The sequence below is a fragment of the Actinosynnema sp. NPDC002837 genome, assembly GCF_040295345.1.
In the GTDB taxonomy this organism is placed as follows: Bacteria; Actinomycetota; Actinomycetes; order Mycobacteriales; family Pseudonocardiaceae; genus Actinosynnema.
In genome coordinates this window covers 25533-40099 of record NZ_JBEOVG010000087.1, presented here as the reverse complement: position 1 = coordinate 40099, position 14567 = coordinate 25533, and the positions used below count along the sequence as shown (strand labels likewise).

The following is a 14567-nucleotide window of genomic DNA, read 5'->3' as shown; positions in this document are numbered from 1 at the left end:
AGGCCTGCCCGGCTTTGGCCTGCCTGGGGTGCCCGTAAGGGCCCCATGTCAAATCGAGCCGAACGAGACCACCACCGCCCCGCCCAACCCAACCACCCAACCCAACCGCCACCCACCCAACCGCGCCAACCCAACCGCCACCCACCCAACCCGACCCCACCGGCCCACCCCCACCGACCCGGCACCCGTCGCCCCCCACCTCACCTCACGTCACGTCACCTCACGTCACCGGCACGATCCGCGCCGACACCAACTCCCCGTCCTCGATGTCGAGCAACCCGATCGTCCCGTGCGGCTGACGGCGGCGGTCCGTCGGTGAACCCGGGTTGAACACCCGCAAACCACCCGCACCACCCCCGCCACCGCCACCGCCACCGCCACCGGCACCGGCACCGCCACCGGCACCGGCACCGGCACCGGCACCGGCACCACCCTCACCGGTGACATCCATCGGAATGTGGGAGTGGCCGAACACCACCAGGTCCACCTCCGGGAACCGGCGGCGCATTCGGGCAACCCGTCCGGTCGTCTGGCCGCTGTCGTGGATCATCGCCACGCGCAGCCCGGCGAGGTCGACTTCCACCGTCTCGGGCGCGCCCCACTCGACCACGTCCGGCCCGTCGTTGTTGCCGCACACCGCTATCACCGGCGCGTACTGCGCCAACTCGTCCAACACCGACGCCACGCAGACGTCACCGGCGTGCAGGATGACATCCGCGTGGCGCAGGTGTTTCGCCACTTCCGGGGGACAGGACTTCCACCGCCGGGGCGCGTGGGTGTCCGACAGCACGACTACCCGCATGGCGCGGAACCTACTACCCGCCGGCTCAGCCCGGCAGCGATCAACCCTGGCCTCACATCAACCCTGGCCCCACATCAACTCCGGCCACACGTCAACTCCGGCCCGCATCAACGCCGGCCCGCATCAACTCCGTCCGGTTCCGGCTCAGGTCAGGGCCGGACCCGCGTCACCGCTCGCGGCCAACTCCTTGAGGAACTCGTGGCACTGCTTGGCGCGCGCCGAGTCCTCCTCCATGACGCGGCGGAAGAAGGTGGCGATCTCCTGCTTGCCCGCGTTCTCCGCGTCCCGGACGTACTGGCCGTAGTCGTGGCCCGCCTTGAGCGCGTGGTACTGCACGGAGATCAGGTCGTAGCTGACGTCGTCGAATCCGGTCTCCCCGGTGGCCATGGCCCCTCCTCTGTCGGTCGGTCGTCCTGTGCCATACCCGCCAACCACGCCGCCAACCGCACCACCGTCGACATCACCTTCGACATCACCGTCAAACGTCACCGTCAACATCACCGGCCGCCCCACCACCACCCGGACGTGGTCGCGCTGAGTGGCAGGGGTCGGTGGTTGCTTGTAGCGTGCGATCCGGGTTGAGACGACAGCCTTGGACTGGCGCGAGCCGTTTTATCGGCTGGAGGAACCCCATGAGAATCGCGGTCGTCTCGGCGCACGCGAACCCGTTGCCCGTGCTCGGCGATGCCGAGGAGGGCGGTCAGGACGTCCACGTCGCCGATCTCTCGGCGGCACTGGTCGCGGACGGGCACGAGGTCGTCGTGCACACCCGACGTGACTCCCCTCGACCGCCCGACGTGGTGCGCACCCGGCTCGGTTACGACGTGGTGCACGTGACCGCGGGGCCGCCGAGCCCGGTTCACCCGGACGAGTTGTTGCCTCACCTGGACGAGTTCACCCGGTTCCTGCGCTCGCAGTGGCGGGCCGACCCGCCGGACGTCGTGCACGCCCACTACTGGACGTCGGGCGTGGCGTCGGTGCTGGCGGCCAACGGTCTCGACGTGCCGGTGGTGCAGACGTTCCACTCGTTGGGCGTGGTGGCCCAGCAGGCGGGCGACGAGGGCGTGCCGGAGGCGCGGCTGTCCACCGAGCGGCTGATCGGGCGCGAGGCGAGCCGGGTCGTGGCGCTGTGCACGGACGAGAAGGCGCACTTGGTGCACATGGGTGTGCCGCGAGCGCGGCTGGCCGTCGTGCCTCCCGGGGTGGACGTCGAGCGGTTCAAGCCGGACGGGCCGCGGTTGAACCGGCCGTTGCGGCACCGGCTGGTCTCGCCGGTGGTCGGGGCCGAGGACGTGATCACGGCGTTGCGGTCGGTGTGGGAGACGGAGCTGGTGGTCGTGGGCGGTCGGGCGGAGGAGGTGCGTCGGCTGCGGGAGCACTCGCGCGCGTCGGGCGTCGGCGACCGGGTCCGGCTGGTCGGCCGCGTGCCGCAGGTGGCGATGCCCGCGTTGCTGAGGTCCGCCGACGTGGTGGTCTGCGCCGGGTCGGACTGCGCCGCCGTGACACCGCTGGAGGCCATGGCGTGCGGCGTGCCGGTGGTGGCCGCGAACGTCGGCGGGGCGACGGACATCGTCGTGGACGGCGTCACGGGTCTCCTCGTGCCACCGGACGACCCACGGGCGCTGGCCCGCGCGCTGCGGCCCCTGCTCTCCGACGACGCCCGCCGCGACGCCTACGGCATCGCCGCCACAGACCGGGTCGAGGCCAGGTACAGCACGACCAGGATCGCCGCCGAGACGGTCCGCGTGTACCGCCAGGCCACCGGCCGACCGGAGGCGCTGGAGTCTTCCCTCAACGACGGCTGACCGCGCCTCTCACCACCCCGGCCCCACCGCTCCCTCACCGGGACCGAACGCCCGCACCCGCATCCGCGCCCGCAGCTCGGCGCAACCACAGCTCGGCGCAACCACAGCTCGGCGCAGCCACAGCTCGGCGCAGCCACAGGTCGGCACGGGCACAGCTCGGCGCGGGCGCGGGGAGGTTGCGGTGTGGCCGGCTCACGGCCGGTAGGTGCGCAGGCGGTCAGTCAGGTCGTCCGGCGTGCCGTAAGCGCGCAACCGGATCGGCCTCGGGTCGCCGGGGTGGTCGCCACGCCTCAGCGCCGCCACGTACGCAGCCACCTCCGGCGCGGGCGGCAGGACGTCGCCGCCCCGGTAGGTGATCACCACCGGCTGCTCGGCCGGCCGGGTGCGGACGGCGGCGGCCCAGCCGTACTCCTCGTCCCACAGCAGGGCGAAGTCGCGGCCCGGGAACGACGGCAGGTTCCCGTCCACGTCGAGGCAGGCCGTCGCGGGCGGGCCGGGGTTGGCGCGCCAGCACTCGCCCGCCAACCCCAGCTCGACCGCGACGGCCCGCACGTACCGCTGGAGGCCACGCGTCGGCGTGTCCTCGGCCCCGGATTCGGACCCGGACCCGGACCCGGATTCGGGGGTCACGCTCGCCACGTCCCCCGGGTCACCCGGTCCCGTCGGCCCGAGCCGGACGGGCCGAGCGGCCCAGCGCGAAGCCGAGCGCGATCATGCCGAGGCCCAGCAGCAGGTGCAGCCAGTTGTCGGCGGTGTTGACGGGCACGAAGTTGGCCGAGCTGTCGTGGTCGACGAGGAGCCCGTACAACCACAGCAGCAGGTAGACGACGCCGCCCGCGACGAGGTACAGGAACGCGTTGCGCGCCGTCTTGGCCATCACCAGCCCGAGGACGCCGAACGCCAGGTGCACGATGTTGTGCAGGATCGACACGGCGAACACGCCGAAGAGCTTCGCCTGCGACTCGTGCCCCGCGAACTGGATCGTGTCGTAGTCGGTGGTGATGCCGGGGATGAACCCGGCGATCCCGACCACGAGGAACACCGCGCCCACCACCGCCGCCGCCAGTTGGACCGGTGTGCGTGTCGTCGCTGTGCCGGGTCTGGACATGTCGACTCCCGTTGCCTCGCGGAAACCCACTTCGGTTGCCGTCCGACTACCCGACGTGGGTGCGCGCAAACGACCGGCCCGACCACCGACCGGCCGAACCACCGGGGCGGACGACGGCGAGCACGACAGCCAGCACGACAGCGACCACGACGGCGAGCACAACGGCGGTCAGCGCGGCGGTTCGAACCGGGCCAGCCACGTGGTCAGGATCTGCTCCAACCGCCCGGCGTCCTCGGCGTCGAGGGCGTCGAGCAGCTGCCGCTCGTTGGCCATGTGCTCGGTGAACGCCTGGTCGATCACGCGCCGGCCCGCCTCGGTCAACGCGACCACGCGCCGCCTGGCGTCGCCGTGCCCCGGCCTGCGCGTCACCAGGCCGTCGCGCTCCAGCCGGTCGATGCGCTTGGTGATCGCGCCCGTGGTCACCATCGTGTGCTGGGCCAGCTCCCCCGGCGCGCGCTCGTAGGGCGCGCCGGCCCGGCGCAACGCGGCGAGCACGTCGAACTCCCCCTCGCCGAGCCCGTGCCGCCGGTACACGACGGCCAGCTGCTCGGTCAGCACGGCCGCGAGGCGGTGCAGCCTGCCGATGACGCCCTGGGGCGTGACGTCGAGGTCCGGCCGTTCCCGGGCCCACTCGGCCTGGATGCGGGCCACGCGGTCGAGTTCCATGACACCACAGCATAGCTTCCACGGAAGCTAAAATGTCTTCCGTGGAAACTATCCGGTGGGGCCTGGTCACGGCGATCGCGCCGGTCGCGTGGGGCTCGACGTACTACGTCACGCACCACTTCCTGCCCGCCGGCCACCCGCTGTGGGGAGCGGTGCTGCGCGCGCTCCCCGCCGGCGTGCTGCTCCTCCTCCTGTGCCGCGAACGCCCTCGTGGCCGGTGGTGGTGGCGGTCGCTGGTGCTCGGCACGGTGAACATGAGCGCGTTCTTCGCGCTCGTCTACCTCGCCGCACAGCTGCTGCCGACGAGCCTGGCCTCGACGATCACGGCCACGTCACCGGTCGTGATGATCGCCCTGGCGTGGCCGCTGCTCGGTGAACGGCCGCGTGGCCGGGCGGTGCTGGGCGCGCTCACCGGCATCGTCGGCGTGGTGCTCATGCTCGCCTCGGGCGTGGACGCCGTCGACCCCCTCGGGGTCGTGGTGTCGGTCGCCGCGATGGCGCTGTCCGCGTTCGGGCACGTCCTGACGAAGCGCTGGGGCGCGGGCGCGGATGTGCTGTCGATGACGTCCTGGCAGCTCGTCGCGGGCGGCGCGGTGCTCGTCGGGCCCGCGCTCGTGGTCGAGGGCGCTCCCCCGCCGCTCACCGGCGCCACCCTGCTCGGCTTCGCGTACGTGTCCGTCGTCGCCACGGCGGTCGCGTTCGTCGCCTGGTTCACCGGCCTGCGCCACCTGGAGGCGGGCACGGTGGGGTTGATCGGCCTGCTGAACCCGGTCACCGGGGTCGTGCTCGGTCTGCTGGTGGCGGACGAGTCGCTGGGCGCGCACCAGGTGCTGGGGCTCGTGCTCGTGCCGGTCGGCGTGCTGCTCGGACAGCGGACCGGGCCGACGTCGAGCAGGGCGGCGTCGGCTCCATCCCGCGCGGACAGCGCCACTGCGGGTGCTCGACGACGTCGAGGACCTTCCGGTGCGCAAGCCGCTGCCGCCACCGGTTCGAGCACTGGAGGGCGGGAGCGCTCCGACACCACCACCTGAGGCGTTCAGCCCTCTCGGAACCCGGGGCGCGCCACCAGCGACCACAGGTAGCTCAACGGCTCGCCGTCGGCCTCGTCACGCTCGACGAACTCGGTGATCAGCGCGGTCAACCGGGCGTTGAGCTCCGCCTGGGACGCCGCGCCGAGGCGCAGCACGCCCCTCGCGCTGTCCCGGTTGGCGTCCGGCCCGGCCTCCAGCACCTCGGCCCGGTGCGCGGCGAGCATCGCCAGGTCCACCCGCTGGACCAGGCCCTCGCCCTCGACGTCGACCAACCCCAGCCGCCACGTCCGGCCGGTCGCCCGGTACGGCCGTTCCAACGCGCCGCGCGTGCCGCTGCGCACCGGTTCGGCGGCCAGGAAGTCCCGCTTCACCAACGCCCGCACGTGCCGCAGCACGGTCGCCGGCGCGACGCCGAGCCGGTCCGACAGCTCCTTGTTCGTCAACGCCTGGTCCCAGCACAACCGCAGGATGCGCCAGCGCAGCGGGTGCGCGAGCACCTTCAGCTCCTCGACCGTCGCGTCGCGGGCGGGGTGATCAGGCGGGGCCGGCACGCCGCAGAGGCTAACCCACCCGTCCTTGCCGCGCGCGCCAGTGGTTTGGTTCACTGCTATCGATTGCACTTCGTGAAATCACTAGGGGTGTGGCGTGGACGGACTGGCGCGGCGGGTCGGCGAGTGGGTGCGCGAACGGAACGGCGAACTGCTGGCCGAACTGGCCGGGTGGGTCGCCCGACCGAGCATCAGCCGCACGGGCGAAGGCATGGCGGACGCCGCCGCGCACGGCGCGGAACTGCTGCGGCGCAACGGCTTCCAGGCCGAGATCAGGCAGACCGACGGCTGGCCCGCCCTGCTGGGCGCCGCGCCCGGCCCGCCCGGCGCGCCGCACGTGCTGGTCTACGGCCACTACGACGTGCAGCCACCCGGACCGCCGCACGAGTGGGTCACCCCGCCGTTCACGCCCGACTTCCGCGACGGCCGGCTCTACGGCCGGGGCGCCGGTGACAACAAGGGCCAGCACCTGGCCCAGCTGCTCGGCCTGCGGGCGTTGCGCGAGCTGACCGGTGGCCTGCCGTGCCGGGTGACCGTGCTGCTCGACGGCGAGGAGGAGATCGGCAGCCCGCACCTGGCGTCGGTGCTGCGCGGGATCGACCGGCCGGACCTGGTGGTGTGGAGCGACGGCCCGGTGCACGAGTCCGGCCGCGCCGCGGTGGTGCTCGGCGTGCGCGGCGTCGTCACGTTCGAGTTGCGGACCACGGGCGCGTCCGGCGTGCTGCACTCCGGCAACTGGGGCGGTGTCGCGCCGAACCCCGCGTGGCGGCTGGTGCACGCCCTGGCGACCATGCGCTCGCCCGACGGCCGGATCCTGGTAGACGGCGTCACCGACGACGTCGTCCCGCTGAGCCCCCGTGAACGCGACGCGCTGGACCGGCTGCCGGTCGACGTGCCCGCCACCCTCGCGGGCATCGGCGTCACCGCGATGGAACCGCCCGCCGACCTCGGCTACAGCCGCCGGCTGGCCTCGCCCACGTTCACGATCAACTCGTTGAGCTGCGAGGACACCCCGGAACACCGCACCGTCATCCCGAACCGGGCGGTGGCGCGGTGCGACATGCGGCTGGTCGGCGGGCAACGGGCGGAAGCGGTGCTCGCCGCCCTCAGAGCCCACCTGGCCGTGCACGCGCCGGACGTGGACCTGGTCGAGGGCGCGGCGATGCAGCCCTCCCGGACGCTGCCGGAGACCCGGTGGACGAACGCGGTCCTGGCCGGCGCGGAGGCCGGGTTGGGCGAACCGCCGCTGCTCGTGCCGGCGCTCGGCGGCAGCCTGCCGATCGCCGCGTTCACCGACGCGTGGGACGTGCCCTGCTACGGCGTGCCGCTGGCCAACGTGGACGAGGCCAACCACGCGCCCAACGAGAACCTGGACCTGGGCTGGTTCCGGCGCGGGATCGTCGCCGCCGCCACCGTGCAGCACGCGATCGCGGAGGCGGGGCGATGACCTGGACCGACTTCGAGTGGCTGACCGGCGCCGAGCCGAGCCCGGACGGCAGGTCCGTGGTGTGCGTCAGCGACGCCTCCGGCCGCCCGCAGCCGTGGGTGTCGCCGCTGGGCGGCACCCCGCGTCACGTGGAGGTGCCCGGGTCGGTCCGCCGGTGCGTCTGGCGGCCGGACGGCGCCCGGCTGCTGGTGCTGACCGACCCGGACGGCGGCGAGGACCACCGGCTGGCCGAGGTCGACCCGGCCACGGGCGAGGTGGTGTGGCTGGTCGCCGAGGAGGGCGTGCGGTGCGAGATCGGCACGCCGTACGGCAGCACCGGCCGGCCCTACAGCCCGGACGGGGCGCTGCTGGCCTACGCGAGCAACGCGCGTGACCGCGAGGTGTTCGACGTGCTGGTGCGCGACCTGCGCACCGGCGACGAGCGGATGGTGCTGCGCGGCGACGACCGCTACCTGCCGATGGGCTTCTCCCCCGACGCACGGCTGCTGCTCGTGCTGCGGCTGCACCAGAACACCGAGCAGGACCTGTTCGCGTGCGACCTCGCCACCGACGAGGTCCGGCTGCTCACCCCGCACGACGGTCCGGCGAAGTACCACCCGGTCGCGTGGCTGCCCGACTCGTCCGGCGTCCACCTGTGCACGACGCAGGGCCGTGACTTCCTCGGTCTCGCCACGCTGTCCCTGGACGGTGGGCTGACCTGGATCGACACGCCGGAGGCCGACGTGGAGGGCGCCGCCCTCTCACCGGACGGCACGCGGCTGGCGTGGGGCGTCAACGAGGACGGCTACACCCGGCTGAGGTGGGCCGACGTCGGAGGAGCACCCGCCGACGTCACCGGGCTGCCACGCGGGGTCTCGGTTGCCGAGTTCGGCTTCGACGGCTTCGCCCCGAGGTTCACCGCGTCGGGTGAGCTGCTGGTGCAGCTCGCCCGGCCGGACGCGGCGACCGACCTGTTCCTGGTGGACCTGGACCGGGACGAGGCGCGGCGGCTCACCGACTGCGGGGCACGGCTGCCGGGCGCGGTCGTGCCGCCGACCGTCGTGCGCACCACGAGCGCCGACGGCGAGACCGTCCCGTGCCTGCTCTACCGGCCGCCGTCGGCGAGCGCGGAGCACCGGGCGGCGGTGGTCGTGACCGTCCACGGCGGACCGGAGTTCCAGGCGAAGCCGGGGTTCGACCCGCTCGTGCAGGCGCTGCTGGCACGCGGGATCGGCGTGCTCGCGCCCAACATCCGGGGTTCGTCCGGTTACGGGATGCGCTACCAGCGGCTGATCTACCGCGACTGGGGCGGCGGCGACCTGGCCGACCTGGAGGCGGCGGCGCGGCTGCTCGACGACGTGCCGTGGGCCGACACGGCCCGGCTGGGCGTGCACGGCGCGTCCTACGGCGGGTTCGCCGCGCTGTCGTGCCTGACCAGGCTGCCGCACCTGTGGCGGGCCGGTGTGAGCGAGTGCGGCTCGTCGGACCTGCTCAACGACATCCGGTCGTTCCCGCCGACCTGGCGCAAGCGGGCGGTGGACTGGATCGGCGATCCCGACGACCCGGCCGACGTGGCCGTCCTCACCGAGCGCAGCCCGCTCGAGCACGCCGACCGGCTCACCGCGCCCGTGCTGATCATGCACGGCGAGAACGACACCAGGGTCGACCCGGCGGAGTCCGAGCGGATGTACGGCAGGCTGCGCGAGCTGGGCAAACCGGCGCGGCTCGTGCTGCACCCCGGCGTCGGGCACGAGTGGGACCGGGCCGGGCTCGCCGACACCGTCGAGCTGATCGTCTCCTGGTTCGCCGACCACTTCCGCTGACGACCGCACGGGAACCGGGCTCACCTCGACCCGGGCACGCCGACCGCCGCCGCAGGGCTCGCCTCGCTCACCGTCCGGGTGTGAGGTCGTCCGGGCGGGATCAGGACAGGGCCAGCAGCAGGTGCAGGCCGACCAGCAGGCCGCACGTGAGGGTGTGGACGAGCGGGTTCTGGGCCAGCAGCGCGGCGAACTCGCGCAGGAACGCGCTGGGCAGGAAGTACCACGCCGTCGGGGCGCCGATGATCTGCATGCGCAGCCGCAGCCTGCGGGCCAGCACGGCGGCGCGGAAGACGTGGAAGTTGTTGGTCACCGCGACCGCCCGGCCGGTCCAGTCGCGTTCGGCGAGCAGCCGCGCGCTGTACGCCAGGTTCTGCTCGGTCGTCGTCGCGCGGTCCTCCAGCACGATCAGCTCGTCCGGCACGTCGCGGCGCAGCAGGTAGTCGCGCATCGCCGCGGCCTCGGACACCGCCTCGTCCGGCCCCTGCCCGCCCGAGACGACGAGCAGCGGCGTGCGGCCCGCAGCCACCTCGCGGCGGTACAGGTGCAGGCCGCGGTCCAGCCGTGCGGCCAGCAGCGGCGGCACGCGGTCGCCGATCAGGCCCGCCCCGAGCACGATCACCGCGTCGAAGCCCGTGCGGCGGCCGATGCTGCCGTACACGATCGAGTACAGCAGCAGGCTGACGAACAGGAACGCGACGTAGGCCGCGACGATCAGCAGCGACCCGATCAGCGCGTCGACCACCGGCCCGGTGTGCGCGGTGGCGAAGCCGAACGCGAGCACCACCCCGAAGATCGCCAGGCCGGCGAGCAGCGAGAGCAGGTTGGCCAGGCCGAAACCCTCGCGGCGCAGCATGAGCACGCCGTTGGCGATCAACGCGGTCGGCAGCACGAAACCCAACCCCAGCAGCACGGCCACGAACGCGTAGCCGACGACGACGGCGGACCAGCCGCCGTTCGCCGAGGCCCGGAACACCAGCCACAGCAGCAGGAACACCAGCGTCACACCGAGCCACACGGCGTTGCCGAGCCGCCGCCGGTCCCGGATCACGCCGATCACGAAGAACAGGGCGGGCACGAGCGCCGCGATCCCGAAGATCATGCGGGCCAATGTAGACGGCCGGCGGTCACTCGAAGTCGTCCAGCACGCCTGCGGGCGTCCGCGGCCCGAGGCGGCCGGCGGTGGCGTGCAGTCCGGTCAGGGTCGCGGCGGTGGTGAGACCGAGGATCGGGTCCGGCCGGTCGGACAGCAGGCTCGCGTACAGCGGGCGGTAGTGGGCGACCTTGCGCGGGGTCCGGCCGTCGCCGCCGTGCTCGGCCAGCAGCTCACCGCCCCGGAACGCGAACGCGGTCATCGCCGTGTGGTCCAGCCACACCTCCACGTCACCGCAGGTCAACGCGGTGGACTTGCTGCTCGCGCCGGTGCGCCAGCTGGTGTGCAACCGGGCCGTGCCCACCGCGCCGCGGGACCGGAACGACGCCACCGCCCAGCAGCTCGTGCGCTCGTCCCGCAGCGACGTCACCACGCTGACCTGCACGAACCGGGCCAGCACGGTGAGCTGGTTGATGCCCGAGTCGGTCCACGCCGAGAGGTAGGACGTGAACGCCTGGTCGCCCTTGAGCACGTACGGGTCGTTGAACGCCGAGGTGATGGAGGTGACCGGCCCCCACTCCGGGTGCGCGGCCACCAGGTCCGCCGCCCACTCCACCTCGGGCGAGAACGCGAAGTGGTGCGCGGTGAACAGCCGGTCGTGCGCGCCGTCCACGCCGATCAGCCGGTCCACCGACGCCAGGTCCGGCGCCAAGGGCTTCTCCACCAGCACCCGTGCGGCGGAGCCGGTCAGCACCGACGTGGCGAGGTCGGCGTGCGAGTCCGCCGGCGTGGCGATCACCACCAGGTGCGGTCGGTGCGCCGCCAACGCGTCGTCGAGGTCGCGGTAGTGCGCGGGGGTCGCGCCCCGGAACACCGGCGGCCCGGCGTGCGGGTCGACGGTGAACACCAGGTCCACCTCGGGCCGTTCCGCGAGCACCTCCAGGTGCGTCCGGGCGATGGTGCCGACCCCCACCAGCCCGACCCGCGTCCGTCCGTCAATGGGTCCCACCCCGGCAGCGTCCACACCCGGCAGTATCCGCCTCGCCGAACCGCCGAGGGCCTTCTTGATCGTGACGACCAGGACACATCGCGTGGCTCGACGGTGCCGTGACGAGGTAGTTTCAGCGTCGTCCGCGCACCAGCCTCGGGGAGCACATGCGATTCCTCTTCCGCCCACCCGCCAGCGAGGCCGGTGGACTGCTCTCGCTGCCCTGGGCCCAGCCCCTGGAGGAGTGGGACGAGAAGCTGCTGCTGACCGTGCCCCAACGCGGTATCTCGCGGCACGTCGTGCGGTTCGTGGCCAGCGAGGGCCGCGTGTACGCGCTCAAGGAGATCGCCGAGTCGCTGGCCCGGCACGAGTACTCGATCCTCGGCGACCTGGAGCGGGAGGGCATGCCCTCGGTGTCGGTGCTCGGGCTGTGCGTCGACCGCCCGGACGACCAGCAGGCCATCCTGGTCACCCGCTACCTCGACCACTCGATGTCCTACCGCTACCTGTTCTCCAGCCCGCGCGTCGAGCACTCGGCGGACCGCCTGGTGGACGTGCTGGTCGGGCTGCTGGTCCGGCTGCACCTGTCCGGCACGTTCTGGGGCGACTGCTCGCTGTCGAACACGTTGTTCCGGCTGGACGCGGGCAACCTGGCCGCCTACCTGGTCGACGCCGAGACCGTCGAGCGACACCCGGAGCTGTCCGCCGGCCAGCGGACCTACGACGTGGACCTGGCCCGTGAGCGCATCGGCGGCGAGCTGATGGACCTCGAGGCCGGCGGCCTGCTGCCGTCGGACATCGACCCGATCGAGGTCGCCGACAGCGTGCCCCGCCGGTACGCCGCGCTGTGGGAGGAGGTGACCCGCGAGGAGTTCTTCCAGCTCGACGAGCAGCGCTACCGGGTCGCCGAACGCCTGCGCCGGCTCAACGACCTCGGCTTCGACGTCGACGAGGTCGAGCTGGTCACCTCGGACAGCGGCGCGCGGCTGCGGGTGGACATCCGGGTCGCCGAGATCGGCCAGAGCCGCCGCGAGCTGTTCAAGCTCACCGGCCTGGAGGTGCAGGAGGGGCAGGCCAGGCGCCTGCTCAACGACCTGCGCTCGTTCCGCGCCTACCTGGAGCAGCGCGACGGCGCGCCCGTGCCCGAGACGACCGCCGGCCACCTGTGGCGCAACGAGGTCTACGACCCGGTGGTCGCCGCCGTGCCGCCCGACCTGCTCGGCGTCCTGGCCCCGGCGGAGCTGTTCCACGAGGTCCTGGTCCACCGCTGGTTCCTGTCCGAGAACGCGGGCCGTGACGTGGGCACCACCGCCGCGCTGCGCTCCTACCTGGCCACCGTGCTGCCGAACCGGGACACCGAGGTCGACGACGAGGACGACGACCTCGACTGATGGTGACGAGCCCGGGGTGACGCCGTCGGCGGTTCGCCCCACCGGCTGACGTCCGGTCCGGATCCACCGGCCCGGACGAGGACGGCGCTACAGTGTCACCTGCTCCTCAGGGCTGGAGCGCCAAGCGTGGACGTCTGCCGATCCCCTTGCCCTGCGCGATCGGTGAGGAGTTCACCTTGCGCACGCGTTCTTCAGCGACCGAACCGGTCATCAAGGCGCAGAACCTGGGGAAGACCTACGAGTTCCACCGGCAACCACAAGGGCTGTCGGGCGCCGTCCGCAGCCTCTTCCGCCGCGAGCTCACGAGCGTGCGGGCCGTCCACGGCGTCGACCTGACCGTCGGACGGGGCGAGATCGTCGGCCTGCTCGGGCGCAACGGGGCGGGCAAGACCACTCTCGTCAAGATGCTGTGCGGGCTCCTGGTGCCGACCGAGGGCGACCTGGAAGTGTGCGGTGAGCGGCCCGCGGACCGGTCGTACTCGTTCCTGTCCCGGATCTCGGTGATCTTCGGCCAGAAGGCGATGCTGTGGTGGGACGTGTCCACCCGCGAGTCGCTCAGGATCCACCGGAGCATGTACGAGATCTCCCGCGACGACTTCGCGGCGACGGTGGTGCAGCTCGGCGACCTGCTGGGCATCACGGACATCCTCGACACACCGGTCCGCCACCTCTCGCTCGGGCAGCGCATGCGCTGCGAGCTCGCCCTGGCCCTGCTCCACCGGCCGACGCTGCTGTTCGCCGACGAGCCGACGATCGGCCTGGACGTCGAGGCCAAGGTGGTCGTGCGGGACCTCTTCCGCGAGATCAACCGGACGTTCGGCACCGCCATCGTGCTGACCAGCCACGACATGAAGGACGTCGAAGCGCTCAGCGATCGCGTCGTCATCATCAAGGACGGTTCGGCGGCGTTCGACGGCGACCTCGCCGAGCTGCGCGCCCACGCCGACCTGCCCGCGGAGGTGGTGCTGACCTACCGCGACATCCCACACCTCCCCGCGGAACTCGCGCACGACTCCACAGAGGACGGCGCACGCAGCGTCCGGTTGCGGCTCGGGGATCGACCGGTGCCGGAACTATGGCGGACCGCGGCGCGGTGAGGCGAGAGTCGACGGCCTCGGCCGTGCGGGCCAGTTCCGCCGCGCTCCGCGTCCCGCTCCGGCACAGCAACCGCGTCGCGGGCCGGCCGAGGTGGAACAGGGCGGCGATGTCGGCGCACACCGCACCGGGCTCGGTGTCGGTGGCCGGCCACCAGGCGTACCCCCGCTCGTACCCGAAGGTCGTCTCGAGCTCCGTGGCGCACGCCACCGTCGGATCGACCGCGCGGAGCGCCGTAACGCACTCGAGCCCTTGGCCCCGGTCGAGCGGAGCGATGATCCGCACCCGACCGCCGGTAACCACCGAAGCGCCGTTGGACGTGAGGACCTTCGCGAAGAGCAACAGGGGTTCCGCGGGGACGTCGGACAGGGCCCGCGAAGGGCGGCCGGTGATCAGCGTGGTCCGGACACCGCTGTCGCGCACGTGGCGCAACATCTCGACGTCCTCGTCGAGGACGACGTTCCCGGTCTTCACCAGCGTCCCGTCCAGGTCTCAGATGAGCGCTCTCACCTCCCGGCCCGTTCGCGCGGGGTGGCCGCACGCGCGGCGGACAGGACCGGAACGCCGCGTACAGCGCGACACCGGCCGCGCCGTTGCGCAGCCCCCGGACGAGCACGTCCCGCGCCCTGCCCAACCCGCGCGCCGGCGACGGCCTCGGCAGCACCCCGAGCCGTTCCCCCATCGCCTGACCCGCTCCGTAGGCCCACACGCTCCGGAGGTCGTCGGCGAGGCCGAGCGGCTTGTGCCCCGTTCGCGAGCAGCGCCGACCTCACCTTCGCCAACGGCCACGCACA

At 72.8% G+C, this 14567-nt stretch carries 14 protein-coding genes and 1 pseudogene; 6 read left to right on the top strand and 9 right to left on the bottom strand.

What is annotated here, in order from left to right:
- Positions 1–220 precede the first annotated feature (220 nt).
- Together ABTZ99_RS36620 and ABTZ99_RS36615 are read right to left on the bottom strand one after the other, a co-directional pair.
- The gene (locus ABTZ99_RS36620; RefSeq protein WP_499617800.1) at positions 221–802 is read right to left on the bottom strand and encodes a metallophosphoesterase family protein; all 582 of its coding nucleotides are present in this window, start codon (positions 800–802) and stop codon (positions 221–223) included.
- 144 nt (positions 803–946) lie between these two features.
- On the bottom strand, positions 947–1189 hold the full coding sequence (locus tag ABTZ99_RS36615) for an acyl carrier protein (protein WP_230568605.1): 243 nt from the start codon (positions 1187–1189) through the stop codon (positions 947–949).
- Between the two features lie 245 nt (positions 1190–1434).
- Between ABTZ99_RS36615 and ABTZ99_RS36610 the strand changes: the two genes are divergently transcribed.
- Positions 1435–2607, top strand: a complete 1173-nt coding sequence (locus ABTZ99_RS36610) for a glycosyltransferase (protein WP_498786634.1) — start codon at positions 1435–1437, stop codon at positions 2605–2607.
- Positions 2608–2799: 192 nt separating this feature from the next.
- Here ABTZ99_RS36610 and ABTZ99_RS36605 read toward each other — a convergent pair whose 3' ends face one another.
- From ABTZ99_RS36605 to ABTZ99_RS36595, 3 genes are all read right to left on the bottom strand, one after another.
- Entirely contained in the window at positions 2800–3237 is a 438-nt protein-coding gene (locus tag ABTZ99_RS36605) for a DUF6292 family protein (RefSeq protein ID WP_499617799.1), read from the bottom strand.
- A 19-nt stretch (positions 3238–3256) separates the two neighbouring features.
- Positions 3257–3715: a DUF4383 domain-containing protein gene (locus ABTZ99_RS36600; protein WP_498786638.1), complete on the bottom strand. Its 459-nt coding sequence runs from the start codon at positions 3713–3715 to the stop codon at positions 3257–3259.
- A 168-nt stretch (positions 3716–3883) separates the two neighbouring features.
- Complete coding sequence (locus tag ABTZ99_RS36595) at positions 3884–4381, bottom strand: MarR family winged helix-turn-helix transcriptional regulator (RefSeq protein ID WP_498786640.1); 498 nt, start codon at positions 4379–4381, stop codon at positions 3884–3886.
- Between the two features lie 32 nt (positions 4382–4413).
- Here ABTZ99_RS36595 and ABTZ99_RS36590 point away from each other — a divergent pair, with 32 nt between their 5' ends.
- Positions 4414–5412: an EamA family transporter gene (locus tag ABTZ99_RS36590; protein WP_499617798.1), complete on the top strand. Its 999-nt coding sequence runs from the start codon at positions 4414–4416 to the stop codon at positions 5410–5412.
- A gap of 5 nt (positions 5413–5417) precedes the next feature.
- Here ABTZ99_RS36590 and ABTZ99_RS36585 read toward each other — a convergent pair whose 3' ends face one another.
- Complete coding sequence (locus ABTZ99_RS36585) at positions 5418–5963, bottom strand: ArsR/SmtB family transcription factor (protein ID WP_499617797.1); 546 nt, start codon at positions 5961–5963, stop codon at positions 5418–5420.
- A 94-nt stretch (positions 5964–6057) separates the two neighbouring features.
- Here ABTZ99_RS36585 and ABTZ99_RS36580 point away from each other — a divergent pair, with 94 nt between their 5' ends.
- Positions 6058–7407: a M20/M25/M40 family metallo-hydrolase gene (locus ABTZ99_RS36580; RefSeq protein ID WP_499617796.1), complete on the top strand. Its 1350-nt coding sequence runs from the start codon at positions 6058–6060 to the stop codon at positions 7405–7407.
- A complete protein-coding gene (locus tag ABTZ99_RS36575) occupies positions 7404–9209 on the top strand; it encodes a S9 family peptidase (protein ID WP_499617795.1) in 1806 nt (601 codons plus the stop codon). Before ABTZ99_RS36580 ends, ABTZ99_RS36575 begins: the two co-directional genes overlap by 4 nt.
- Positions 9210–9309: 100 nt before the next feature.
- Here the strand turns inward: ABTZ99_RS36575 and ABTZ99_RS36570 are convergent, their stop codons facing one another.
- Together ABTZ99_RS36570 and ABTZ99_RS36565 are read right to left on the bottom strand one after the other, a co-directional pair.
- Positions 9310–10308: a YdcF family protein gene (locus ABTZ99_RS36570; RefSeq protein ID WP_498786650.1), complete on the bottom strand. Its 999-nt coding sequence runs from the start codon at positions 10306–10308 to the stop codon at positions 9310–9312.
- Between the two features lie 25 nt (positions 10309–10333).
- A complete protein-coding gene (locus ABTZ99_RS36565; RefSeq protein WP_499617794.1) occupies positions 10334–11308 on the bottom strand; it encodes a Gfo/Idh/MocA family protein in 975 nt (324 codons plus the stop codon).
- 146 nt (positions 11309–11454) lie between these two features.
- Here ABTZ99_RS36565 and ABTZ99_RS36560 point away from each other — a divergent pair, with 146 nt between their 5' ends.
- Positions 11455–12678, top strand: coding sequence for a DUF4032 domain-containing protein (locus tag ABTZ99_RS36560; RefSeq protein ID WP_498786653.1), 1224 nt, complete (start codon positions 11455–11457; stop codon positions 12676–12678).
- 176 nt (positions 12679–12854) lie between these two features.
- A complete protein-coding gene (locus tag ABTZ99_RS36555; protein WP_499617793.1) occupies positions 12855–13775 on the top strand; it encodes an ABC transporter ATP-binding protein in 921 nt (306 codons plus the stop codon).
- 226 nt (positions 13776–14001) lie between these two features.
- On the opposite strand, the pseudogene ABTZ99_RS36550 reads toward ABTZ99_RS36555, so the two are convergent.
- A pseudogene (locus ABTZ99_RS36550) lies at positions 14002–14262 on the bottom strand (HAD hydrolase family protein); the annotation flags it as partial.
- Between the last annotated feature and the right edge of the window lie 305 nt (positions 14263–14567).